Here is a 22,985-nt window from a genome sequence, read left to right on the forward strand (position 1 = left end):
AGATGCAAAGATGACCCGCGTGAGACGCCAGCCCCTGCGCCAGGCCGTGCCCTGGTCCTACCACGCGGTCATCGCGACGTTGCGCCCCGTGCTCATGGGTGTGACCCGCCGCGACTGGTCCGGCGGGGAGAACCTCCCGCAGGGGGAGGGCTTCATCGTGGCGGGCAACCACTACTCCGAGGTCGACCCGGTCATGCTGGCCCACTTCCTCGTCGACCACGGCTACGCACCCTTCTTCCTCGCCAAGTCCAGCCTCTTCGAGGTCCCGCTGCTCGGGGGGGCGCTGCGGCACCTGGAGCAGGTCCCGGTCTACCGCGCGAGCTCGCGCGCCGGCGACGCGCTCGAGGCGGCCCGGGCGGCCCTGGCCGCCGGTCGGTGCATCGCGATCATGCCCGAGGGCACGCTCACCCGGGACCCGGACCTGTGGCCGATGAGGGCCAAGTCCGGGGTGGGCCGGCTGGCGCTGACCAGCCGGGCCCCCGTCGTACCCGTCGCCCAGTGGGGTGCCCAGGAGGTGCTCGGGCACTACGCGCGCCGGCCGGGCAACCTGCTCAAGCGGCCGGTCCAGCACGTCAGCGCCGGACCGCCGGTGGACCTCTCCGACCTCTACGACCGCGCCGAGGAGCCACGCGCCCACGCCGAGGCGACCCGACGCGTCATGACCGCGATCACCCGGCAGCTGGCGCAGATCCGCGGGGAGGAGCCCCCGGACCGGCCCTTCGACGCGGCGAGCCGGCCGGAGGAGCCCGAGGTATGACGCGCGCCGCCATCTTCGGGGCGGGCAGCTGGGGCACCGCCTTCGCGCAGATCCTCGCCGACGCGGGGGCCGAGCGGGTGGTCCTCTGGGCGCGACGCCCGGAGATCGCCGACGGCATACGGGACCGGCGGCGCAACCCGGACTACCTGCCGGAGATCGAGCTGGACCCGGTGGTCACCGCCACGACCGACCCGGCGGAGGCCGCGGCCGGTGCCGACCTCGTCGTCCTGGCCGTCCCCTCGCAGACGGTGCGTGCCAACCTCGCCGAGTGGGGCGGCCACCTGCCGACGGACGTCCCCGTCGTCTCCCTCATGAAGGGCATCGAGCTCGGCACAGGCCTGAGGATGAGCCAGGTCGTCGAGGACGGCGGCGTCGCAGCGGAGCGCATCGTCGTCGTGACCGGCCCGAACCTCAGCCGGGAGATCGCCGCCCGCCAGCCGGCCGCGAGCGTGGTCGCCGGGGCCGATCACGCCGCTGCCGACCGCGTGGCCGCCGCGTGCATGACCCCCTACTTCCGGCCCTACACCCAGACCGACGTCGTCGGCGCCGAGCTCGGCGGGGCGGTGAAGAACGTCATCGCGCTCGCGGTCGGGATGGCCGAGGGGCTCGGCTACGGCGACAACACGAAGTCCAGCCTCATCACCCGCGGGCTCGCCGAGACCGCCAGGCTCGGGCAGGCGCTGGGGGCCGACCCGGCCACCCTCATGGGGCTGGCCGGCGTCGGCGACCTCATCGCGACCTGCATGTCCCCGCTCTCGCGCAACCACCGGGTGGGTGTCGCGCTGGGTCAGGGTCAGAGCATCGAGCAGGTGCTCGCGGTGCCGCACCAGACCGCCGAGGGGGTCAAGAGCTGCCGCAGCGTCGTCGAGCTGGGGGCCAGCCAGGACGTGGAGATGCCGATCTGCCAAGGGGTCACCGCTGTCGTGGCCGGGCAGATCACCCCCGAGCGGCTCACGGGCGAGCTCATGACGCGGGCCCGCAAGCACGAGCGGCACTGACGGTGCGCCTGGGGGCCGGCGGCCCGCCGACTGGTTAGGCTCGGGCCGATATGGACGCCCCGACCTCGCCCACCAGCACCGACACCCGTCACCGGGTCGCCCTCGTCTTCGGCGGTCGCTCGGACGAGCACGCGATCTCCTGCGCCACCGCCGCCAGCGTGCTGCGGGCGCTGGACCGGGAGCGGTATGCCGTCGTGCCGGTCGGCATCACCCGCGAGGGTCACTGGGTGCTCGTCGACGACGACCCCGAGGCGCTGGAGATCCGGGACGGTCGGCTGCCGCAGGTGGAGGACACCGGGCGCCAGGTCTTCGTGCCGCTCGGCGGGGTCGACCACGAGTGGACCTGGACCGGCCCGGACGGGCAGGTGGGGTCGCTCGGGCAGGTCGACGTCGTCTTCCCGCTGCTGCACGGTCCGTTCGGGGAGGACGGCACGATCCAGGGGATGCTCGAGCTCGCCGACCTGCCCTACGTCGGCTGCGGGGTGCTCGCCTCGGCGGCCATGATGGACAAGCACGTCATGAAGGTGCTCTTCGCCTCCGCCGGGCTGCCGGTCGGGCCCTACGCCCTCATCACCGACCGGCAGTGGAAGCGGGATCGCGCGGCGGCGCTGGACGCCGCGAGCTCGCTGCACTTCCCCGTCTTCGTCAAGCCCGCGCGGGCCGGATCCTCGATGGGCGTGGTCAAGGTGGAGCGCCCCGAGGAGCTGGAGGTCGCGGTCGAGAAGGCCCGCGACCACGACCCCAAGGTGCTCGTCGAGCAGGGCATCGAGGGCCGGGAGATCGAGTGCGGCGTGCTCGGCGGCCGGGGCACCGAACCGCCCCGGGTCAGCGAGTGCGGGGAGATCGTCGTCGGCGGCGGGCACGACTTCTACGACTTCGAGGCGAAGTACCTCGACGAGGCCAACGTGCAGATCACCGCGCCCGCCGACATCCCCGACGAGGTCCGCGACGAGGTCCGCCGGGTCGCGGCGCTGGCCTTCGAGGCCGCGGACGCCGAGGGCCTGTCGCGGGTGGACTGCTTCGTCACCCCGCGCGGCGAGGTCGTCCTCAACGAGATCAACACCATGCCCGGCTTCACGCCCTACTCGATGTATCCCCAGGCCTGGGCCGCCTCGGGCGTGAGCTATCCCGAGCTGGTCGACGAGCTCATCACCCTGGCGCTGGAGCGCCCGCTCGGGCTGCGTTGAGCCTCTCTGCCGGCATACCCCTGGCGGTCAGCCCTGCGGCGAGGAGCACTCACCCAGCGTCTGCGGCACCACGCGCGCCGCGTCGTCCAGCGGCGGCAGCAGCAGCGGGTGGCTGTCGTAGACCTCGGGGACCAGCACCTCGATCGCCGGGTCGCGGCCGTAGGTCGTGAACATCGTGCCCCCGTCGTCGAGCACCGTCGCGACCCAGTCGACCCCGCCCACGTCGATGCACGGGTCCGTCGTCGGGCCGGGCGGCGACTTGCCGCACCGGGCGACGATCGGCGGGTCGCCCCAGGCCGCCACCCCCTCGGACTGCACCGCGGTCACCCGGGACTCGTAGGGGCCGATCGTCTCGGGCCAGAGCGCGGCCACCTCCTGGCACACCTCGGAGTCCGAGGCGTCGAAGGGGACCGCGCGCACCGCTGACTCGCCGCAGGCGGCGAGCGAGCCGAGCGCCAGGGCGGCGAGCAGCGCCGCGGGCCGCGGCCTCAGAGCTCGACGACCGTGCACGTCGTGGTGCGGGTGATCCCGGGGACCTCGAGGACGTGGGCGATGACCCCCCGACCGAGCTCCTGCACGGACGGTGCCTGCACCTGCACGATGACGTCGTAGGGCCCGGCCACGTCGTCGGCGCTCTCGACCCCGTCCAGCTCGCGGACCGCCCGGGTGACGCTCGCGGAGAGCCCGACCTCGGTCTGGACGAGCATGTATGCCTTGACCACCGTGCTTCCTCCTGCTCGGGACCGGTTGGTGGGGAGGCTACCGTGCGGGGGTGGAGAGCACGGGTGACGGTGGCGCACGGACGGTCGGCGAGGTGGGGGAGCGCGGCATCCTCACCGAGGTCTTCGGCGTGCTGGCCGAGCACGGTGCGGGCGCGGACGGCCTGCTCGTGGGTCCCGGGGACGACACCGCGCACCTGCGGGTCCGCTCCGGGGCGGTGCTCGCGACGACCGACACGATGGTGCGGGGCCAGGACTGGCTGGACGAGTGGTCGACCGGGGAGGACGTGGGCCACAAGATCGTCACCCAGAACCTCGCCGACCTCGCCTCGATGGGCGGCCGCGGGACCGGGGTGCTCATCACCCTGCTCTGCGAGCCGGAGCTGCCCCTGGCGTGGTGCCGCGACCTCACGACCGGGCTGGCCCGCGCGTGCGCGCGGGCCGGGGTGCCCGTCGTCGGCGGCGACCTGAGCGCGGCCGGTCCCGGCGTGGTCGCGGTCTCGGTGACCGCCCTCGGGGAGCTGGGCGAGGGCATACCGGCGGCGGTGCTGCGCAGCGGCGCCCGGCCCGGGGACGTCCTCGCCGTCTCCGGGCCGCTGGGCCGCTCCGGGGCCGGGCTCGGGCAGCTCCGGGCGGGGCGACGCGCAGGGCGCTGGGTCGACCACCACCGCCGGCCGTGGGTGGACCTGGAGCAGGGCCCGGTTGCGGCCCGTGTGGGCGCCACGGCGATGATCGACGTCTCCGACGGGCTGGGCCGCGACGGGGCCCGGGTGGCGCGCGCCAGCGGGGTCGACCTCGTCCTCGACGAGGCGGCGGTGGCGGGGCTCGCCGGTCGGCTCGCGCCCGAGGTGGGGGAGCAGGACGCGCTGCGGGCCGTGCTCGGCGGCGGCGAGGAGCACGAGCTGCTCGCGACCTTCCCGCCCGGACGCGTGCCGGCCGGCTGGGTCGTCCTCGGCCGGGTCGAGGCCGCGCAGGAGGAGCCGGGAGTGCGCCTGGGGGAGCAGGAGCTCGACCCCTCGGGCGGGGGCTGGGACCACTTCGGCGGCTGACCGCCCGGGTCGGGCCGGCCGCGGACACAGCAGAGCCGGCGCGCCCCGGAGGGTCGGCGCCGGCTCGGTCCTGCCGTCAGCGGGAGGTCAGCGGGTGACCTTGCCCGCCTTGAGGCAGGAGGTGCAGACGTTGAGCCGCTTGGAGGTCCCGCCCATGGTGGTGCGGACGCGCTGGATGTTGGGGTTCCAGCGGCGCTTGGTGCGGCGGTGCGAGTGCGAGATGCTGTGACCGAAGCTCGGTCCCTTGCCGCAGACGTCGCAAGTGGCAGCCACGGTGTTCTCCTGAAGGTCGTCCGGTGAAAGGTCTCGGGCCCGCAGCGCCGGGGCGCGGGCAACCGGTCCAGCGTACCGGACGGCCTTCGCGCCGCCCAAATCATCGACCTCGTCCCTCCGACAGGCCGGTCCGCGGCCCAGGGTATGCCTGTGGGGCCGCTCCGGGGTGAGGGTGCCGGGCACTAGGTTGGTGCCGTGCCCGGACCCGTGCTCGACCTCGTGACCGCCCGCCGGTGGGCGATCACGGCGCGGCTCTCGCTCGCGGCGGCCCGGGAGCAGATCGACGCGCTCAACGTCTTCCCGGTCGCGGACGGCGACACCGGCACCAACATGTACCGCACCCTCGACGGAGCCCTCGATCACGTGCGGGTCCAGTTCGAGAGCGGCGGCGGCACCGACCGGCTCCGGGAGGGGCTGGCCCTCATCGCCCGGGGCATGCTCCTGGCGGCGCGGGGCAACTCGGGCGTCATCCTGGCCCAGCTCACCCGGGGCCTCGCCGACGCCGTGGCGCCCGACGTGGAGGAGGCCGGCCCCGACGAGGTCGCCACGGCCTTCGAGTCGGCCGCCCGCAGCGCCTGGGACGCGCTCGCCGCGCCGGTGGAGGGCACGATCCTCACCGTCGCCCGCGCGGCCGCCGACGGGGCGCGCGCCGCCGTCGACGAGGGAGCCACCGAGGTCCTCACGGTGGTCGACGCCGCGCTCGCCGCGGCCCAGGAGGCTCTGGCGCGCACCCCCGACCAGCTCCCCGAGCTGCGCGACGCCGGCGTGGTCGACGCCGGTGGCGCGGGGCTGGTGCTCGTCGTCGAGGCGCTGCACGCCGTCCTGGCCGAGCGCCCGGTGGGCGCCGACGGGGAGGTGCCGCCGTGGTGGTCCGCGGCCCCGGTCCGCCCGCGGGCCGACGCCACGGGCTCGGAGGAGCAGGCCGTGGAGGTGATGTTCCTCCTGCGGGACAGCGACCCGGAGCGGGCCGAGCGGCTGCGGGCCCACCTGACCCACCTCGGCGACTCCGTCGTCGTGGCCGGCGGGCCGCAGGAGTTCCAGGTGCACGTGCACCTCGAGGAGGAGGACACCGCGGCCGCCATCGAGGCCGGAGGGCTGGCGGGCACCGTGAGCGAGGTGCGCCAGACCTCCCTGACCGGCGACCACGAGGGGGTCGCCCGGGGATCCGGGACCTCGCCCCTGCCGCGCGGCATCGGCGTCGTCTCCTGCGTGCTCGGGGCCGGCGTCGAGGAGCTCATGGCCGCCGCAGGGGCCGTGCTCGTGCCCAGCGGCCCGCGGCAGCGCGCCGCCGCGGGCGAGGTGCTCGCCGCGGTGCGCGCCTGCGACGGGGCAGCCGTCGTCGTCCTGCCCAACGACCACGACATGGTGATGGTCGCCCGGGCGGCGGCCGCCGAGGCGCGGCGCGAGGGGCTGGAGGTCGAGGTCGTCCCGACCCGCACGCTCCTCGAGGGGATGGCGGCGCTCGCGGTGCTCGACCCGGACGGGCGGCCGGACCAGGTCGCCTCGGCGATGGGCTCGGCGGCGTCCGCGGTGCACGGTGGCGCCCTCACGCGGGCCGACCGCGGAGCCGACACCCCGGCCGGACCGTGCCGCCCCGGCCAGTGGCTGGGGATCGTGGACCACGGGATCGTCGCCGTCGAGGACGACCTCGGGCCCGCGGCGAGCTCGGTGCTCGACCAGATGTGGCACCCGGGGGTCGAGCTGCTCACGGTGCTGCTCGGCGAGGACGCCGACGACGACGTGCGCAGGACCCTGGAGCGGGCGGTCGAGGAGCAGCGGTCCGGCACCGAGGTCGAGACGAACGTGCTGGACGGGGGGCAGCCCACCTATACCGTCCTGCTCGGGGTCGAGTGATGGCGGGCACGGGGCGGGCGCACCTGCGGTCCGTCGGCGAGGGCGAGGGCAACCCGCTCGACTTCGGGCTGCGGGACCTCGTCGGTGGGAGCGCGCAGACGCTTCAGCGGACGCGCGGCATCCGCACCGTGGGCCAGCTGCTCGACTGGCTGCCCCGCACCTACCTCGACCCGACCCGACCCACCGCCTTCCGCGACCTGCCGCACGGCGAGGACGTCGTGGTCGTCGGCACGGTCCGCTCCGCGACGACCCACCAGATGCGCAACCGCCGCGGCCGCCGGCTCGTCGTCGACGTCGCCGACGACGCGGGAGGGGTTATCCAGCTGACCTTCTTCAAGCCCTACGGCCACCAGGACCGGCTGCGCCCGGGGGTGCGGGTGGTCTGCTCGGGCCAGATCGGGGTGTGGCGGGACACGCTGCAGCTGACCCACCCGGACTACGCCACGCTCTCCGAGAGCGGGGAGGGCGCCGCCCAGTGGCTGCTCGACGGGCTGGTGCCGGTCTACACCGCGACCAAGGGCCTGTCACCCATCGTGCACGGGCAGTGCCTGGAGCTCGTCTTCCACGCCCTCGACGAGCTCCCCGACCCGGTGCCGCGCGACGTGCGCACCCAGGTCGGCCTGCCCGGGCTGCTCGAGGCATACCGGCTGGTCCACCGCCCCCGGGCCGAGGCGGACCACCGCAAGGGGCACTGGCGGCTGAAGTTCGGCGAGGCCTTCACGGTCCAGGCGCAGCTCGCGCGAGTGCGTCGCTCCAGCGAGGCGGTGCCCGCCCGTCCCCGGGTCCCGGCGGACCAGGGCCTGGGCCACCAGCTGCGGCAGCGGCTGCCGTTCGAGCTCACCGAGGGTCAGGAGGAGGTCCTCGCCGAGCTGCTCGCCGACCTGGGCCGGGAGGTGCCGATGCACCGCCTGCTCCAGGGCGAGGTGGGCTCCGGCAAGACGGTGCTCGCGCTGCTGGCCATGCTCGCCGTCGCCGACTCCGGCGGCCAGGCCGCGCTGCTCGCGCCCACCGAGGTGCTCGCGGCGCAGCACCACCGCTCGATGACCCAGCTGCTCGGGCCGATCGCCGAGGCCGGTCTGCTCGGGGGGCTCGCCGACGGCACCCGGCTGGCGCTGCTCACCGGGAGCCAGTCGGCCGCCGAGCGCCGGCAGGCGCTGCTGGCCGCGGCCTCGGGGGAGGCCGGCATCGTCGTGGGCACCCACGCGCTCATCCAGCAGCACGTGCAGTTCGCCGACCTCGGGATGGTCGTCGTCGACGAGCAGCACCGCTTCGGGGTCGAGCAGCGCGACGCCCTGCGGGCCAAGGCGCCGGGCGGCACGGCGCCGCACGTGTTGGTCATGACGGCCACGCCGATCCCGCGCACCGTGGCGATGACCGTCTACGGCGACATGGAGATCTCCACGCTGCGCGAGCTGCCGGGCGGGCGGCGCCCGATCAGCAGCTTCGTCGTCGACGGCCAGCGACCCGCCTGGGTGCGACGCACCTGGGAGCGGGTCGCCGAGGAGGTCCGGGGCGGGGGCCAGGTGTATGTCGTCTGTCCCCGGATCGGTGACGTCGAGGACCCCGACCTGCCGGGTGCGGGCGGCGACGGGCCCGGCCTGCCTCTGGGCGGGGAGGCGGGCGCCGGGGAGGACGGCGACGACGGCGCGGACTTGCTCGGTGCGCTCGAGCCGGTCGAGGGGGCGGGCGGCCCGCCGGGGCTGCACGGCGTCCACCAAGTGGCCCGGTGCCTGCGCGAGCTGCCCGCGACGCGCGACCTGCGGATCGAGGTGCTGCACGGGCGGATGCCTGCCGAGGACAAGGACGCGGTCATGCAGGCCTTCGCCGCCGGACGGGTCGAGGTGCTCGTCTCGACCACCGTCATCGAGGTCGGGGTCGACGTCCCCGGGGCCACGACGATGGTGCTGCTCGACGCGGACCGGTTCGGCATCTCCCAGCTGCACCAGCTGCGCGGCCGGGTCGGTCGCGGCGGGAAGCCCGGGCTGGCCCTGCTCGTCACCCAGGGCGAGGGGGTGGACCCGGCCGCCATGGAGCGCTTGGAGCAGGTGGCGGCGACCACCGACGGCTTCGAGCTGGCCCGGCTCGACCTGGAGGGCCGGCGCGAGGGCGACGTGCTCGGCGCCAGCCAGAGCGGCGGCCGCAGCGGACTGCGCTTCCTGCGCCTCGCCCGGGACGAGGAGCTCATCGTGCAGGCGCACGAGGCGGCCTGGCGGACGGTGGGCTCCGACCCGGACCTGGCGCGCCACCCCGAGCTGGCCGACGCCCTGACCCGCCTCGACGCGACCAGCGCCGCCTTCCTGGAGCGGGGCTGAGCCGATGACGAGGATCATCGCCGGGAGCGCCGGCGGGCGCACCGTGCATACCCCCCGCGGCGCCGGGACGAGGCCGACGACCGACCGGGTGCGGGAGGCGATGTTCTCCCGGATCGAGTCCCTCCTCGACCTCGACGGCTGCTCCGTGCTCGACCTGTATGCCGGCTCCGGCGCCCTCGGGCTCGAGGCGGCCTCGCGGGGAGCAGCGCACGTGCTCGCCGTGGAACGGCACCGGGCCACGGCGGGCCTCGTCGGGCGCAGCGCGCAGGACCTGGGCCTACCCGGCGTCGAGGTGGTCGTGGGGCAGGTCGGGCCGGTGCTGGAGGCCGGGCCCGGCGGGCACACCTACCACCTCGCGCTGCTCGACCCGCCCTACCCGCTGGACGAGGCCGGGCTGGCCGAGGTGCTGCACTCCCTGGTCTCCCGGGGCTGGCTCGACCCGGACGCGCTCGTGGTGGTGGAGCGCAGCGCTCGCTCGCCCCGGCCGGACTGGCCACCGGGCCTGCGCCACCTCGACACCCGGCGCTACGGCGAGACCGCGGTGCACCTCGGCGAGCCGGCCGCCTCGCCGGGCGGCTGACCGGACCGCCTGAGAGGATCGCGGGATGAGCGACTACACCATCCCGCGCCCGGTGTCCGGCGACGTCGTCGAGCTGATCCTCGACGACCACCGGCTCTTCGAGGCGCTCATGCGCGACCTGCGCGACAGCAGCGCCGACCGGGCTGCTGCGCGGTCGGCCTTCGCGAGCGTGCTCATCGCCCACGGCGAGGCGGAGGAGGAGAAGGTCTACCCCCGCCTGCGGCGCAAGGACGCCATCGACGCGCACGAGGCCGAGCACGGTGAGGAGGAGCACGCCGAGATCAACCAGGCCCTGCTCGACCTGCTCGAGTGCGCCGGCACCGACACGCAGAAGTTCGACGACGCGGTGGAGGCGATGAACGAGGTGCTGCAGCACCACCTCACCGAGGAGGAGCTGACGATCCTCAACCCGGCCCGCGAGGACGTCAGCGAGCAGGACCGCCGCGACCTGGGCGCGGCCTTCCTCGAGGTCCGCGGCCGTCACCTCGACGAGGGCGTCACCGTGGACACGGTCCGCGCCCTGGTGGAGGAGGCCCGCGAGGACGGGCTGCTGGACGACGAGGGCTGACGCCGGCCCGGTAGGGTCCGTGGCATGTCGACCCGCCGCTGCGTCTGCCCCGGCTCCTTCGACCCGGTGACCCTGGGCCACGTCGACATCGTGACCCGCGCCGCCGCGCTCTACGACGAGGTCGTGGTGGCCGTGCTGCACAACCCCGCCAAGCAGGGCACCTTCGCCGTGCCCCGGCGGATGGAGCTGGTCACCGCCTCGCTGCCGCCCGAGGTGGCGGACAGGGTGCGGGTCGAGGCGTATGCCGAGCGCCTGCTCGTCGACGTCTGCCAGGAGGTCGGTGCGCAGGCGGTCGTCAAGGGGCTGCGGGGCGGCACCGACTTCGCCTACGAGCTGCCGATGGCGCTCATGAACCGGCACCTCACGGGGGTCGAGACGGTCTTCCTGCCCGGGGACCCGGCGCTGGAGCACGTCTCGAGCTCGCTGGTCAAGGAGGTCCACCGGCTCGGCGGCGACGTCTCCGCGCTCGTCCCCGCGCCGGTGCTGAAGGCGCTGCGGCAGATTTGAGTGGCCCGCACCCGCTCCGGTAGTCTGGTGCGTCGGTTTGTGTCCCTTCCATGCTCGCCGTGGACGAGGGCCGGACCCGATCAGCAGGTCAGACCAAACGTGAGGGATTGTTGCCATGGCTGCCCAGCAGACGGAGCGCGACTGGGTGTTCGACACCCGGGAGCTGGTCCGCCGGCCCGGCACCATGCGCGAGCTCTCGCGCGAGGTGACCACGACGGAGCCCCTGGGCACCGACGTCGTCGCGGTCCCTGCCGGACGCCCCGTCCGGCTGGAGCTGCGGATGGAGTCGGTGGTCGAGGGAATCCTGGTGACGGGGACGGCGCAGGCCACGGCGAGAGGGGAGTGCGTGCGCTGCCTGGATGAGATCGTCGACGAGCTCGAGGTCCCGTTCCAGGAGCTGTATGCCTACCCCGACCGCGCGGCGCACCACCAGGAGGTGGGCAGCCGCTCGGTCGGTGACCAGGACACGGACGACGAGGACGAGCAGCGCACGCTCGACGGAGACCTCATGGACCTCGAAGAGGTCGTGCGGGACGCCGTCGTGACCGAGCTGCCCTTCCAACCGGTGTGCCGGGACGACTGTCCGGGACTGTGCTCCGAGTGCGGGGCACGCCTGGCGGACGACCCGGGGCACGCGCACGACGTGATCGACCCCCGGTGGTCGGCGCTGGCCGCGATGGCCACGCCGGCCGACGACGACGAGAAGAGGACCTGACGTGGCCGTTCCCAAGCGGAAGATGTCCCGTTCCAACACCCGGCACCGCCGCTCCCAGTGGAAGGCTGCGCCGATCGCGCTGACCACCTGCCCGCAGTGCCAGGCCGTGGCGACCCCGCACCAGGCGTGCCCCAGCTGCGGCTCCTACGGCGGCCGCCACTACGCCGCCGCCGAGCGCACCGAGCACCAGGGCTGACCCCGGGGCACCGGCGTGCGTCCCGTCTCCGAGCTGGCCGACCGCCTCGCCGAGGTGGTCGGTGAGGCGTGCGACGAGGCGCTGCTGCTGCGTGCCCTGACGCACCGGTCGTTCTCCTACGAGAACGACGGGCAGCCGCACAACGAGCGGCTGGAGTTCCTCGGTGACTCCGTGCTGGGGGTCGTGGTCACCGACGCGCTCTACCGCACCCACCCCGACCTCACCGAGGGTCAGCTGGCCAAGCTGCGCGCGGCCGTCGTGAACTCGCGCGCGCTCGCCGAGGTCGCCCGGGTCGCCGAGCTCGGCGACTTCGTGCTGCTCGGCAAGGGGGAGGAGGCCACCGGTGGCCGGGACAAGGACTCGATCCTCGCCGACACCACCGAAGCCGTCATCGGCTGCGTCTACCTGTCCTCGGGGCTGCCCGCCGCCTCCACCTACGTGCACCACGTGCTGGACCCGCTGATGCGGCGCAGCGCCGGCCTCGGGGCCGCGCTGGACTGGAAGACCAGCCTGCAAGAGGTCGCCTCTGCCGGTGACCTCGGCCAGCCGCAGTACCTCGTGGACGCGGAGGGGCCGGACCACAGCAAGACGTTCACCGCCCGCGCGGTCGTGGCCGACGAGGTCGTCGGGACCGGGGTGGGGCGGTCCAAGAAGCTGGCCGAGCAGCAGGCCGCCGAGCAGGGCTGGCAGCTGCTCACCGAGCGCGCCGCCCAGGTGGTCTCGACCGAGCCCACCGTGGAGGCCGCCACCGGCGACGGGCCCGGCTGAGCGCGTGCCGGAGCTCCCGGAGGTCGAGGTCGTCCGTCGTGGCCTCGAGACCCACGTCGTGGGTCGGCACATCCGTGCCGCCCGGCTGACCGGCGCCCGGGTCGCGCGCCGCCACGTGGCGGGACCGGCCGACCTGGCCGCGCGGCTGGCCGACGCGCAGGTGCTCGCCGCGGACCGGAGGGGGAAGTACCTCTGGCTGGTGCTGCAGCCACCGGCCGACGACCCCCAGGCGCTCGTCGTGCACCTCGGGATGAGCGGCCAGCTCCTCGTCGAGGACGCCGGCGCACCGCCGGAGAAGCACCTGCACGCCACCCTGGACTTCCACGACGACGGGCCCCAGCTGCGCTTCGTCGACCAGCGCACCTTCGGCGGGTTGGCCCTCACCCCGCTCCAGCCCGACCGGAGCGGGGACGGGCACGGGCACGGCATACCGGAGCCGGTGCTGCACATCGCGCCCGACCCGCTCGAGGAGTCCTTCGACCGGGCCGCCGTGGTGCGGCGGATGAAGGGCAAGGACGTCGCGCTCAAGCGGGTGCTGCTGGACCAGGGGGTGGTGAGCGGGATCGGCAACATCTACGCCGACGAGGCGCTGTGGCGCGCCCAGGTCCACGGGCGGCGGCTGACGTCGGGCCTCACCAAGCCCGCGCTCGGGCGGGTGCTCGACCACGCCGCGGACGTCATGCGGGACGCGCTCGGGCAGGGTGGCACCAGCTTCGACGCGCTCTACGTCAACGTCAACGGGGCGAGCGGCTACTTCGACCGGTCGCTGGAGGCCTACGGGCAGACCGGACGCCCGTGCCGGCGGTGCGGGGCGGCGATCCGGCGCGAGGAGTTCATGAACCGCAGCTCGCACTTCTGCCCCCGCTGCCAGCCGGCGCCGCGGGCGCGGCGGGGCTGAGCCGCCTCAGCGCTCGTCGTCCTCCGGGTTGGGCGGGGCAGGGGGCAGCTGGTCGCGCCACCTCTTGCGCGGCTTCTCCGGGCGGTCACCCTCCACCGCCCGGCGGGCGAGCTCCTGGCGATGGGCGCGCTCCTTGCCCGAGTCGACGAAGAGGCGGAGCGCGCGACCGACGAGGTCGATCACGTGGACCGGGGTCCACTGCCGCAGCGGCACGCGCTCGCCGCGCGGGGTGGCCGCGCGGCCCAGGAGGGCCAGCAGCAGGACGGCGACGAGCGCGAAGACGGCGAGCTCGACCATCACGTCACCGCGGCGGTGGTCTGCAGCGGCTCTTCCTCCTGCGGGTAGCGGACGCCGAGCTCGCGCCGCGCGCTCTCCAGGATCGTCATGATCGCGACGGTGTCCGCGTGCGGTACGAGCGGCGACTCCAGCAGGCCCTCGGCGAGGCAGCGGTGGAACTCCTCCACCTCGTGCTCGTAGCCGCGGCGGTCGCCGCCGCTCACCAGCTCCTCGTGCTCGCCGCGGCGGACGGTGAACGAGGTCGGGTTGTTGAGGGGGCCGTGGAGCTGGAGCGAGCCCTCCGTGCCCCGCACGATCGTCTCGGTGCTGCCGTGCGAGAGCGAGTCCGTGAGGACCTGCACCACCGCGCCCTCCTCGGTCATCCACTGCAGCGACACCAGGGCGTCGGCGCCGGTCGCGACCCGGGAGCCCAGCACGTGCAGGTGGGTGGGGTGGCCGACCAGCAGGTGGGCCAGGGTCACCGGGTAGATCCCGAGGTCGAGCAGCGCCCCGCCCCCGTTGTCCAGGTCGAAGAGGCGGTGCGACTCGTCGTACTCGAAGGGCACCGGGAAGGCGGCGTGGAAGCTGCGGACCGTCCCGATGTCGCCGCCGCGCACCCGGGCGAGGGCGTCCAGGACGATCGGCTGGCACCGGGTCCACATGGCCTCGACCGCGAGGACCCCTGCCTCGCGCGCGGCCTCGAGCACCTCCTCGGTGTCGCGGACGGTCAGCGTCGTCGGCTTCTCGACGAGCACGTGCTTGCCGGCCTCGATGCAGGCCAGCGCCTGGTCCCGGTGGAAGGGATGGGTCGAGGAGATGTAGACCGCGTCGACCTCGGGGTCGGCCATGAGCTCGTCGTAGCTGCCGTAGGCGCGGGGGATGCCGAACTCGTCGGCGAAGGCCCTGGCCCGCCCGCCGTCCCGGGCCGCCACGGCGACCACCTCACCCCCGTCGACGGCGGCGATGGCCTGCGCCAGGGCCCGGGCGATGCCCCCGGCGGCGAGCAGCCCCCACCGGACGGGGCGGTCGGAGACCGGCGGATCGGCCGGCGGACGTGCGGTCGTCGACGGGTCGGTCATGGGTCCACCGTAGTCTCGGAGCCATGGAGCGCGCGCTGATCTTCGTCCGCGGCCGGGTCCAGGGTGTCGGTTTCCGCTGGTGGACCCGGGCCCGGGCGCTCGAGCTGGACCTCGTCGGGCACGCCCGGAACCTGCCGGACGGACGGGTCGAGGTGAACGCCCAGGGCGGGCGCGCCGCGATCGACTCGCTCGTCGGGCTGCTGCAGGAGGACCCCTCGACCCACAGCCGTCCCGGGAACGTCACCGGCGTAGCGGTCCAGTGGCACGACGTCCGCGAGGGGCTCTCCGGCTTCGTCGAGCGCTGACCGCCCGCACGGTTTGCGCCGACCGCCCGCACGGTTTGCGCCGACCGGCCGCACGGTTTGCGCCGACCGGCCGCACGGTTTGCGCCGACCGGCCGCACGGTTTGCGCCGACCGGCCGCGCGGCGGCACGGGTCCGGCATACCTCGCCAGTATGGTGACCGGGAGCCGACGAGCCCGACCCGACCGCGGAAGAGCGCCAGATGTACGTGAAGAGCCTGACCCTCAAGGGCTTCAAGTCGTTCGCCTCGACGACGAGCATGCGCCTGGAGCCGGGCATCACCTGCATCGTGGGTCCCAACGGCTCGGGCAAGTCCAACGTCGTCGACGCGCTGGCGTGGGTGATGGGGGAGCAGGGGGCCAAGAGCCTGCGCGGCGGCAAGATGGAGGACGTCATCTTCGCCGGCACCTCGGGCCGCCAGCCGCTGGGCCGCGCCGAGGTCTCGCTGACCATCGACAACACCGACGGCGCGCTGCCCATCGACTACAGCGAGGTGACGATCACCCGCACGATGTTCCGCACCGGGGGGTCGGAGTATGCCATCAACGGCACCTCGTGCCGACTGCTCGACGTGCAGGAGCTGCTCTCCGACTCCGGCATCGGGCGGGAGATGCACGTCATCGTCGGGCAGGGCCAGCTCGACCAGGTGCTGCGCGCCACGCCCGAGGAGCGCCGCGGCTTCATCGAGGAGGCCGCCGGGGTCCTCAAGCACCGCAAGCGCAAGGAGCGCGCGCTGCGCAAGCTGGACACGATGGAGGGCAACCTCACCCGGCTCACCGACCTCACCACCGAGATCCGACGCCAGCTCGGTCCGCTCGGGCGGCAGGCGGAGACGGCGCGCCGGGCCGCGACGATCCAGGCCGAGGTCCGGGACGCGCGGCTGCGGATCCTCGCCGACGACCTCGTGCAGCTCACCAGCGCGCTGGAGGCCGAGCTCGCCGACGAGCAGGCGCTCCTCGAGCGCCGCACCCGGGTGCAGGAGGCGGCGCGGGTCGCCGAGGCCCGGGTCGCCGAGCTCGAGCAGGAGCGGGCCGCGGGCGCGCCGGCCCTCACCGCGGTCCAGGACCGGTGGTATGCCCTCTCCTCCCTGGTGGAGCGGGTCCGCGCGCTGGGTGACCTGGCCGCCGAGCGGACCCGACTGCTCGGCGCCGAGGCCGAGGAGCTCGCCGCCGAGGAGAGCGGCCGGTCCCGCCGGGGTCGCGACCCCGAGGAGCTGCGCGCCCAGGCCGCCCGGGTGCGGGCTGAGGAGGCCGAGCTGCAGACCCGCGTCGCCGAGCTCGCCACCGCCCTCGCCGACGCCGAGGGGGAGCGGGCCGGTGCCGAGGAGGCGCACGCCCAGGAGCAGGCACGGTTGCAGCGCCTCGCCCGCGCGGCGGCGGACCGGCGCGAGGGTCTGGCCCGGCTGTCCGGGCAGGTGGCCGCCCGCCGTTCCCGGCTGGAGGCGGGCGAGGACGAGGTCACCCGGCTGCAGGAGGTCGCCGCCGCCGTCGTGGGGCGCGCGGAGAAGGCGGAGCGGGACTACGCCGGGCTCGAGGGCACGGTGCTGGACGTCGAGCAGGGCGAGGAGGGCCTCGACGACCACTACGAGGCCGCGGAGGCGCGGCGCGCCGAGTCGCTCGAGGAGGTCGAGCGGCTCACCGAGGAGCTGCGGACGGCACAGGCCGAGCAGGCGCGGTGGGAGGCCCGGGTGGAGGCGCTGTCGCTGAGCCTGCGGCGCACCGACGGGGCCAGCGCCCTCCTGTCGGCCGAGGCCGTCGGCGGCGTGACCGGCACGCTCACCGACCACGTGGTGGTCGAGCCCGGACGGGAGGCCGCGGTCGCGGCGGCACTCGGCTGGGCCGGGGAGGCGCTCGTGGCCGAGGGGCTGGGCCCGGCGCAGCAGGCGCTCGCCTGGCTGCGGGACCAGGAGCAGGGGCAGGCCGGGCTCGTGGTGCCCGAGCTGCTCGCCGGTGACGAGGGCGAGGCTCGCGCGGGCTGGCCCGAGCTGCCCGGGTATGCCGTCTGGGCCGCGGACATGGTGCGGGCCAAGGGGGGTGACGAGCCGCTGCGCCGGGCCGTCAGCGGGCTGCTGGAGCGGGTCGCGCTCGTGGACGAGGTTGACGACGCCGCGCTGCTGGTACAGGCCCTGCCCGGGGTCACCGTGGTCACCGGGGCGGGCGACGTCTACGGGCCGGGGTGGGTGCGTGGCGGCTCGTCCGCCGCCCCGAGCCTGCTGGAGCTCACCTCGGCCCTGGAGGAGGCGCAGGAGGGGGTGCGCGAGGCCACCTCCCGCGCCGAGCGGGCCACCTTCGCGCTCGGCTCCGCCCGGGACGACCTCGAGGGGGCCCAGCGGGCCGCCGACGAGGCCCTCGACGCGCTGCACGACTCGGACGCGCGGATGACGGCGGTGGCCGAGCAGCTCTCCCAGCTCGGCCAGACCATGCGCACCGCCCGGGCCGAGCACGAGCGGGCGACCACCGCCATCGGCACCGCCGAGGAGTCCATGGCCGCCACCCGTGCCGAGCTCGCCGAGCTGGAGGCGCGCCTGGCCGACGCCGAGGACCTCGCGAGCCAGGAGGGCACGGAGGAGCCGGACACCGGCGACCGGGAGCGGCTGGCCGAGGCCGCGGCCCGGGCTCGCACCCTGGAGACCGAGGCACGGCTGGCGCTGCGCACCCAGGAGGAGCGGGTGACCGCGCTCGCCGGCCGGGCCGACAGCCTGGAGTCCGCGGCCGACGGCGAGCTCGCCGCCCGCCGGCAGGCCGCGCAGCGTCGCGAGCGCCGGGCGCGTGAGCGGACCACCGCCGAGGCGGTCCGCGTCGGGGCGTCCTACGTGCTGGTGCGGGCGCAGGAGGCCCTGGAGCGTGCCACGCAGGAGCGGGCCCGTGGCCAGGCCGAGCAGGCCGAGCGGGACCAGGCGCTCGCGGCGGCGCGGCAGAGGGCCCGGGAGCTCGCCGACGACCTGCGCGACCTCACCGACTCGGTGCACGCCGACGAGATCGCCCGCGCCGAGCAGCGGCTGCGCATCGAGGCCCTCCAGGCCCGTTCCCTGGACGAGCTCGGGGTGGACCCCCAGACGCTCGTGGAGGAGTACGGCCCGCACCTGCCGGTGCCGCACATCCCCGGCCCGGACGACCCGGCCCCGGAGGACGGCGAGGCACCCGAGCCGCAGCCCTTCGTCCGCGAGGTCCAGGACAAGCGGCTGCGCAAGGCCGAGCGCGCGCTCACCCAGCTCGGCAAGGTCAACCCCCTCGCGCTGGAGGAGTTCGCGGCGCTGGAGGAACGGCATACCTTCCTCACCGAGCAGGTCGAGGACCTGCGCCGGAGCAAGGCGGACCTGCTGGAGATCGTCCGCTCGGTCGACGAGCGGGTCGAGCGGGTGTTCACCGAGGCCTTCCACGACACCGCGGAGCAGTTCGAGCGGGTCTTCTCCCGCCTCTTCCCGGGCGGTGAGGGCCGGATCACCCTGACCGACCCGGACGACATGCTCACCACCGGGATCGAGGTGGAGGCGCGGCCCCCCGGCAAGAAGATCAAGCGGCTCTCGCTGCTCTCCGGCGGGGAGCGGTCGTTGACGGCGGTGGCGCTGCTGGTCGCGATCTTCAAGGCGCGGCCGAGCCCGTTCTACATCATGGACGAGGTGGAGGCCGCGCTCGACGACACCAACCTGGGGCGGCTCATCACGCTCTTCGAGGAGCTGCGCGACTCCAGCCAGCTCATCGTCATCACCCACCAGAAGCGCACCATGGAGATCGCCGACGCGCTCTACGGCGTCTCGATGCGCGGCGACGGGGTGACCACCGTCGTCAGCCAGCGGATCAAGGACGTGGCCGCCGAGGGGGTCGAGCAGCCGACGCGCACTGCGGTCCCCGAGCCCGAGCCGTCACCCGCATGACCGTCGTCTTCGGCGGTGCCGAGTTCCCCGCCTACGTCATCGACGACGACACCCTGCGCGAGGAGCTGCTCGACGAGGACGAGACCCGCGAGTGGGTGCAGGAGACGCCGCAGGACCCGCACGCCGTCGCGCTGCTGCGCATGCTCGGCGAGCTCGACCGGGCGCTGGACGCCGGGCGGGACCGCATCCGCGAGCTGGAGGAGGGATCGCCGGCGTGGGCCCTGGCCGCGGTCCGGCTCGCCCATGTGCACCACTGGCGCGGCGAGTACGCGCAGGCGCACGCCCTGCTCGACGCCGCCCAGGAGGTGCTCGCCGGCGACGACGCACGGACCGCCCTGGTGCACCAGCACCGGGCCAAGGCGTTGCTCGACGAGGGCCGACCCGAAGAGGCGCACACGGCGGCCTCCCTGGCGCTGACCCTGCGCGAGGCCGCCGGTGACCCCGGCCTCGTCGCCTCCACCCGGCAGACGCTGCGCCGGATCGAGCAGGACCTGCACCCCTGAGCGCCTGACCCGACCGGCCGCACGGTCTGTGTCGACCGGCCGCACGGTCTGCGTCGTGTGATTCTCCTCACGTCCGGCGCGACACGCCCGCGACACGCCGCGCGGCACCATGGCGGGGAAGCACCCCTGGCCCCACACTGGTCACATGCTTGCACTCGTCCTGGCCATGCTGCTGTGTGTCGCTCTGGGCGCGGGGGTCGTGGGTTACGTCATGATCGAGGCGCGTCGTGAGGGTCGAGGGGAGTTCTGGACGCCCGAGGGCGAGGAGCTCATCGCGGGGGCACGCCGTCGCGGTGAGCAGGTGCGCAGCCGGGGCGAGCAGCTGGGCCGGTCGGCGGCCCAGCGCACCCAGGCGATGCGGGACCGTCGCCGCACGGCGTCCGCGTCCTCGGCGACGCAGGACGACGCCCCCGGGCAGTACCCCGCCGCCAGCTGACCCTCCTCAGGCGCGCAGGTGCCGGAGGTAGCGCTCGGGAGCCTCGAGGAACCGCCGGTAGTGGTCGACCATGTCGAGCCGGTCCCAGGACGTCTCGCGCATCCCCTGCTCGGAGCACTCGAGCACGACGGCTCCCGGCAGTGCGGCCAGCAGGGGTGAGTGCGTCGCCAGGAGCACCTGGGCACCGGGCTGCGCAGCGATCTCGACGAGCTCGGACAGCAGCCGCAGCTGCGCCTCGAAGGACAGACCGGCCTCGGGCTCGTCCCAGACGAAGAAGCCGTCGCCCTGGTAACGACGCGAGCTGAGAAGCTCGACGAAGGCCTCACCGTGCGAGAAGCGGTGGAAGTCGTGCCGAACGGTGTCCTGCAGGTAGCTGAACAGCCCGTGCATCGTCTCGGCGCGGACGAAGTAGCCCCACCGGGAGGCCCCGGGACCGCGCACCAGCCGCAGCCACTGACCGAGGTCGGACTCGGTCCTGCGCGTCTGGTGCATCGCCCCGGTGGAGCCACCCTCGGGATTGAGGCCGAAGGCCATCGCCACGGCCTCGAGGATCGTGGACTTGCCCGAGCCGTTCGCCCCCACCAGGACCGTGGCCGGCCCGAGGTCGAGCCCCTCGTCGAGCAGCTGGGCGACCGCGGGGATGGTCCGCGGCCAGGTCCGCGCGTCCGGCAGCGCGGCGCCAGGGTGCCGCTCGACCCGCCGGACGGGGACCGGGGCGAAGCTCGGCTCCTGGGCGGTCGGCATACCCGCACCGTATGCCCGGCCGCCGACAGGGTCCGCTCGGTGCGGGACCGGTCGAGGAGGTCTGAGAGACTGACGCCGTGGGACCGATCAACGAGCTCTGGGAGATCCTGACCCTCGTCACCGTCGTGGTGCTCGGGGGTCTCGCGCTGCTGGTGGCGCTGGTCCGTGGTCGCGGGGGCGACTCGGCCACGCTGCCGCGCACCGGCCCTCGGCCGGAGGAGGACACCGACGTCCTCACCGAGGAGCGTCCGGAGCCCGAGGTTGAGGTCGAGGACCGCGGCGGCGGGGTCGCGGTCGAGGAGCCCGAGGCCCCGACGCCCACGTTGGAGCGCCCCGACTCCGCCCGCGGCCGCCTGCAGCGGCTGCGCGCCCGGCTCGCCCGCTCCAACAACGCCATCGGCAACGCCCTGCTCGCGCTGCTGTCGCGCGGCGGCCTCAGCGAGCAGGACTGGGAGGACGTCGAGGACACCCTGCTGGCCTCCGACCTCGGGGTCGAGGCCACGCAGGAGCTGGTCGACTCGCTGCGGACGCAGGTCAAGGTCGACGGCACGAGCGACGCGGCGCAGGTCAAGCAGTGGCTCCACGACGACCTGCTCCGGCTGGTCGACCCCACCCTCGACCGGCGTATCACGGCCAGCCGCGAGGGTGAGCACCCCGCGGTCATCCTCGTCGTGGGGGTCAACGGCACCGGCAAGACGACGACCGTCGGCAAGCTGGGCCGCGTGCTCGTCGCCGAGGACAAGGACGTGCTCTTCGGCGCGGCCGACACCTTCCGGGCGGCTGCGGCCGACCAGCTCCAGACCTGGGGGGAGCGGGTGGGCGTGCCGACGGTCCGCTCGCACACCGAGGGCGCGGACCCGGCCTCGGTCGCCTACGACGCGGTCAAGGGCGGGGTGGAGGCCGAGGTGGACGTCGTGCTCGTCGACACCGCCGGCCGGCTGCATACCAAGCGCGGACTCATGGACGAGCTCGGCAAGATCAAGCGGGTGGTGGAGAAGGTCGCGCCGGTGGGCGAGGTGCTCCTCGTCCTCGACGCGACGACCGGGCAGAACGGCATGCGCCAGGCGGAGGAGTTCGCCAAGGAGGTCGCGATCACCGGCATCGTCCTCACCAAGATGGACGGCACCGCCAAGGGCGGCATTGTCGTCAACGTGCAGCGCAAGCTCGGTGTGCCGGTGAAGCTCATCGGGCTGGGGGAGGGGCCGGACGACCTGGCGCCCTTCGACCCGGAGGCCTTCGTCTCGGCGATCGTCGGCTGACCTCGCCCGAGGAGTCGTCGCCGACCCCTCGAATTCGACCTTGCAGATGTTCGCCATGGCGAACATTCCCAAGGTCGAATTCGGGGAGAGGGGCTCAGGGGCCGACGCGTCAGCCGTCCCGGGCGGTGCGGTCGAGGACGGCCGAGCTCGCTGGGTTGTTGCGTGGGTCGTCGGGGCTGCTGAGCGCCCAGCCGACCGCGGCGGTGCCCAGCCGGCCGAGCGGGTCGAGAACCGCCAGCGCCGGCCGCTCCAGACGTCGCAGCGGCTCGGGCGGGCGTAGCCCGAGCAGGTCGCGGGCATACCCGGGCAGCATCTGCACCGCGCCCGCGGCGAGCAGCCAGAAGCCGGGACGCGCCGCCCAGGGCAGCGGCGGCTCGGCCAGCAGGAAGCGGGCGACGTCGCGGGCCCCCTCGGTCGCCTTCAGCTCCGGCCGGTATGCCGTCAGCGACTCCTCGAGGTCCCGCACCGTCCGCGGTGGGTCGAGCACCCCGAGCTGGTCCGCGGCCCAGGCCGCCTGGTCGACGTAGCGGTCGGCCTCCGGCGCCGTCAGCGGAGTACGCGCGTAGTGCTGGTGGGCCACGAGGAAGCTGTTGATCTCGGCGACGTGCACCCAGCGGAGCAGGTGCGGGTCGGTCGCCGCGTAGGGCCGCCCGTCGCTCGCGGTGCCGACCACGGTGCGGTGCACCCGGTTGATCCGGTCTATCACCCGCTGCGCGGAGTCGACCGGCCCGTAGGTCGTCATCGCGATGAACTCGCTGGTGCGCTGCAGCCGGCCCCACGGGTCGCCGCGGTAGCCCGAGTGCTCGCCCACCCCCGCCATGGCGAGGGGGTGCAGCGCCTGGAGCAGCAGGGCGCGGATGCCACCGGCATACATCCCCGCGTGCCCGTGCACCCGGCAGATCGGGTCGTCCGGGGCGAACCTCCGCTCGCCGGGGGCCAGCCAGATCGCCTCTGCACGCGGTCCCGCGTCCGGCCCCGCGACCCGCTGCCGCAGCGCCTCCGCGAGGCGGTTGCGGGCCTGCTCGGCGAGTCGGGAGGATCGCACCGGCCCAGTATGCGCGGCGGCGCCGCCCGGTCGCGCGCCGGAGCGGACCCCGGCGGCGGACGGGCCGGCCTGACGCGGCACGTATC

Annotated in this window: 25 protein-coding genes; 18 read left to right on the forward strand and 7 right to left on the reverse strand. The window is 74.7% G+C overall.

The window, feature by feature from the left end:
- Window positions 1-10: 10 nt before the first annotated feature.
- From SGUI_RS16570 to SGUI_RS16580, 3 genes are read left to right on the forward strand one after another with little or no spacing between them, the layout of a single operon-like run.
- Window positions 11-757: a lysophospholipid acyltransferase family protein gene (locus tag SGUI_RS16570; RefSeq protein WP_066642175.1), complete on the forward strand. Its 747-nt coding sequence runs from the start codon at window positions 11-13 to the stop codon at window positions 755-757.
- Window positions 754-1,755 (forward strand): NAD(P)H-dependent glycerol-3-phosphate dehydrogenase, encoded by a 1,002-nt coding sequence (locus SGUI_RS16575; RefSeq protein WP_066642177.1) that lies wholly within the window; start codon window positions 754-756, stop codon window positions 1,753-1,755. Before SGUI_RS16570 ends, SGUI_RS16575 begins: the two co-directional genes overlap by 4 nt.
- A 50-nt stretch (window positions 1,756-1,805) precedes the next feature.
- Entirely contained in the window at window positions 1,806-2,942 is a 1,137-nt protein-coding gene (locus SGUI_RS16580) for a D-alanine--D-alanine ligase family protein (protein WP_066642185.1), read from the forward strand.
- A gap of 27 nt (window positions 2,943-2,969) precedes the next feature.
- On the opposite strand, the gene SGUI_RS16585 is transcribed toward SGUI_RS16580, so the two are convergent.
- Together SGUI_RS16585 and SGUI_RS16590 are read right to left on the reverse strand one after the other, a co-directional pair.
- Complete coding sequence (locus SGUI_RS16585) at window positions 2,970-3,452, reverse strand: DUF3515 family protein (RefSeq protein ID WP_083190776.1); 483 nt, start codon at window positions 3,450-3,452, stop codon at window positions 2,970-2,972.
- Window positions 3,431-3,664: an Lrp/AsnC ligand binding domain-containing protein gene (locus SGUI_RS16590; RefSeq protein WP_066642188.1), complete on the reverse strand. Its 234-nt coding sequence runs from the start codon at window positions 3,662-3,664 to the stop codon at window positions 3,431-3,433. The genes SGUI_RS16585 and SGUI_RS16590 overlap by 22 nt, the downstream gene beginning before the upstream one ends.
- A 50-nt stretch (window positions 3,665-3,714) precedes the next feature.
- Here SGUI_RS16590 and thiL point away from each other — a divergent pair, with 50 nt between their 5' ends.
- On the forward strand, window positions 3,715-4,710 hold the full coding sequence (gene thiL, locus SGUI_RS16595; RefSeq protein WP_066642191.1) for a thiamine-phosphate kinase: 996 nt from the start codon (window positions 3,715-3,717) through the stop codon (window positions 4,708-4,710).
- A gap of 87 nt (window positions 4,711-4,797) precedes the next feature.
- Here thiL and rpmB read toward each other — a convergent pair whose 3' ends face one another.
- Window positions 4,798-4,983 carry a 50S ribosomal protein L28 gene (gene rpmB / locus SGUI_RS17260; RefSeq protein WP_083190777.1) on the reverse strand — a complete coding sequence of 62 codons (186 nt, stop codon included), beginning with the start codon at window positions 4,981-4,983 and terminating at the stop codon, window positions 4,798-4,800.
- Between the two features lie 195 nt (window positions 4,984-5,178).
- Here rpmB and SGUI_RS16600 point away from each other — a divergent pair, with 195 nt between their 5' ends.
- The 9 genes from SGUI_RS16600 to mutM all read left to right on the forward strand — a co-directional run bounded on the left by SGUI_RS16600 (window position 5,179) and on the right by mutM (window position 13,381).
- Entirely contained in the window at window positions 5,179-6,837 is a 1,659-nt protein-coding gene (locus SGUI_RS16600) for a DAK2 domain-containing protein (protein ID WP_066642194.1), read from the forward strand.
- Complete coding sequence (locus SGUI_RS16605; RefSeq protein ID WP_083190778.1) at window positions 6,837-9,149, forward strand: ATP-dependent DNA helicase RecG; 2,313 nt, start codon at window positions 6,837-6,839, stop codon at window positions 9,147-9,149. Before SGUI_RS16600 ends, SGUI_RS16605 begins: the two co-directional genes overlap by 1 nt.
- 4 nt (window positions 9,150-9,153) lie before the next feature.
- Entirely contained in the window at window positions 9,154-9,729 is a 576-nt protein-coding gene (gene rsmD, locus SGUI_RS16610) for a 16S rRNA (guanine(966)-N(2))-methyltransferase RsmD (RefSeq protein WP_066642197.1), read from the forward strand.
- A 25-nt stretch (window positions 9,730-9,754) separates the two neighbouring features.
- Window positions 9,755-10,297 (forward strand): hemerythrin domain-containing protein, encoded by a 543-nt coding sequence (locus SGUI_RS16615; RefSeq protein WP_066642199.1) that lies wholly within the window; start codon window positions 9,755-9,757, stop codon window positions 10,295-10,297.
- Window positions 10,298-10,321: 24 nt separating this feature from the next.
- The gene (gene coaD / locus SGUI_RS16620; RefSeq protein ID WP_066642202.1) at window positions 10,322-10,804 is read left to right on the forward strand and encodes a pantetheine-phosphate adenylyltransferase; all 483 of its coding nucleotides are present in this window, start codon (window positions 10,322-10,324) and stop codon (window positions 10,802-10,804) included.
- A 115-nt stretch (window positions 10,805-10,919) separates the two neighbouring features.
- The gene (locus SGUI_RS16625; protein ID WP_066642204.1) at window positions 10,920-11,519 is read left to right on the forward strand and encodes a YceD family protein; all 600 of its coding nucleotides are present in this window, start codon (window positions 10,920-10,922) and stop codon (window positions 11,517-11,519) included.
- 1 nt (window position 11,520) lies between these two features.
- Window positions 11,521-11,715 carry a 50S ribosomal protein L32 gene (gene rpmF / locus SGUI_RS16630; RefSeq protein WP_058892500.1) on the forward strand — a complete coding sequence of 65 codons (195 nt, stop codon included), beginning with the start codon at window positions 11,521-11,523 and terminating at the stop codon, window positions 11,713-11,715.
- A gap of 15 nt (window positions 11,716-11,730) precedes the next feature.
- Window positions 11,731-12,483: a ribonuclease III gene (gene rnc, locus SGUI_RS16635; protein WP_066642206.1), complete on the forward strand. Its 753-nt coding sequence runs from the start codon at window positions 11,731-11,733 to the stop codon at window positions 12,481-12,483.
- 4 nt (window positions 12,484-12,487) lie between these two features.
- Entirely contained in the window at window positions 12,488-13,381 is an 894-nt protein-coding gene (mutM, locus tag SGUI_RS16640) for a bifunctional DNA-formamidopyrimidine glycosylase/DNA-(apurinic or apyrimidinic site) lyase (RefSeq protein ID WP_066642207.1), read from the forward strand.
- A gap of 6 nt (window positions 13,382-13,387) precedes the next feature.
- Here mutM and SGUI_RS16645 read toward each other — a convergent pair whose 3' ends face one another.
- Together SGUI_RS16645 and SGUI_RS16650 are read right to left on the reverse strand one after the other, a co-directional pair.
- Complete coding sequence (locus SGUI_RS16645) at window positions 13,388-13,678, reverse strand: hypothetical protein (RefSeq protein ID WP_157621897.1); 291 nt, start codon at window positions 13,676-13,678, stop codon at window positions 13,388-13,390.
- Window positions 13,678-14,736 (reverse strand): Gfo/Idh/MocA family protein, encoded by a 1,059-nt coding sequence (locus tag SGUI_RS16650; RefSeq protein WP_066642212.1) that lies wholly within the window; start codon window positions 14,734-14,736, stop codon window positions 13,678-13,680. The genes SGUI_RS16645 and SGUI_RS16650 overlap by 1 nt, the downstream gene beginning before the upstream one ends.
- Window positions 14,737-14,759: 23 nt before the next feature.
- Between SGUI_RS16650 and SGUI_RS16655 the strand changes: the two genes are divergently transcribed.
- From SGUI_RS16655 to SGUI_RS17775, 4 genes are all read left to right on the forward strand, one after another.
- Complete coding sequence (locus tag SGUI_RS16655) at window positions 14,760-15,041, forward strand: acylphosphatase (protein WP_066642222.1); 282 nt, start codon at window positions 14,760-14,762, stop codon at window positions 15,039-15,041.
- Window positions 15,042-15,240: 199 nt separating this feature from the next.
- Window positions 15,241-18,912, forward strand: a complete 3,672-nt coding sequence (gene smc, locus SGUI_RS16660; protein ID WP_066642223.1) for a chromosome segregation protein SMC — start codon at window positions 15,241-15,243, stop codon at window positions 18,910-18,912.
- A complete protein-coding gene (locus tag SGUI_RS16665; RefSeq protein WP_066642229.1) occupies window positions 18,909-19,415 on the forward strand; it encodes a tetratricopeptide repeat protein in 507 nt (168 codons plus the stop codon). The genes smc and SGUI_RS16665 overlap by 4 nt, the downstream gene beginning before the upstream one ends.
- A gap of 145 nt (window positions 19,416-19,560) precedes the next feature.
- Window positions 19,561-19,851, forward strand: coding sequence for a hypothetical protein (locus SGUI_RS17775; RefSeq protein ID WP_066642236.1), 291 nt, complete (start codon window positions 19,561-19,563; stop codon window positions 19,849-19,851).
- A 6-nt stretch (window positions 19,852-19,857) separates the two neighbouring features.
- Here the strand turns inward: SGUI_RS17775 and SGUI_RS16675 are convergent, their stop codons facing one another.
- Window positions 19,858-20,595, reverse strand: a complete 738-nt coding sequence (locus SGUI_RS16675) for an AAA family ATPase (RefSeq protein ID WP_066642238.1) — start codon at window positions 20,593-20,595, stop codon at window positions 19,858-19,860.
- A 77-nt stretch (window positions 20,596-20,672) separates the two neighbouring features.
- Here SGUI_RS16675 and ftsY point away from each other — a divergent pair, with 77 nt between their 5' ends.
- Window positions 20,673-21,854: a signal recognition particle-docking protein FtsY gene (ftsY, locus tag SGUI_RS16680; protein WP_066642241.1), complete on the forward strand. Its 1,182-nt coding sequence runs from the start codon at window positions 20,673-20,675 to the stop codon at window positions 21,852-21,854.
- 109 nt (window positions 21,855-21,963) lie between these two features.
- Here ftsY and SGUI_RS16685 read toward each other — a convergent pair whose 3' ends face one another.
- A complete protein-coding gene (locus SGUI_RS16685) occupies window positions 21,964-22,899 on the reverse strand; it encodes an oxygenase MpaB family protein (RefSeq protein ID WP_066642242.1) in 936 nt (311 codons plus the stop codon).
- Window positions 22,900-22,985: the final 86 nt, after the last annotated feature.

It is taken from the genome of Serinicoccus hydrothermalis (assembly GCF_001685415.1).
Lineage (GTDB): Bacteria > Actinomycetota > Actinomycetes > Actinomycetales > Dermatophilaceae > Ornithinicoccus > Ornithinicoccus hydrothermalis.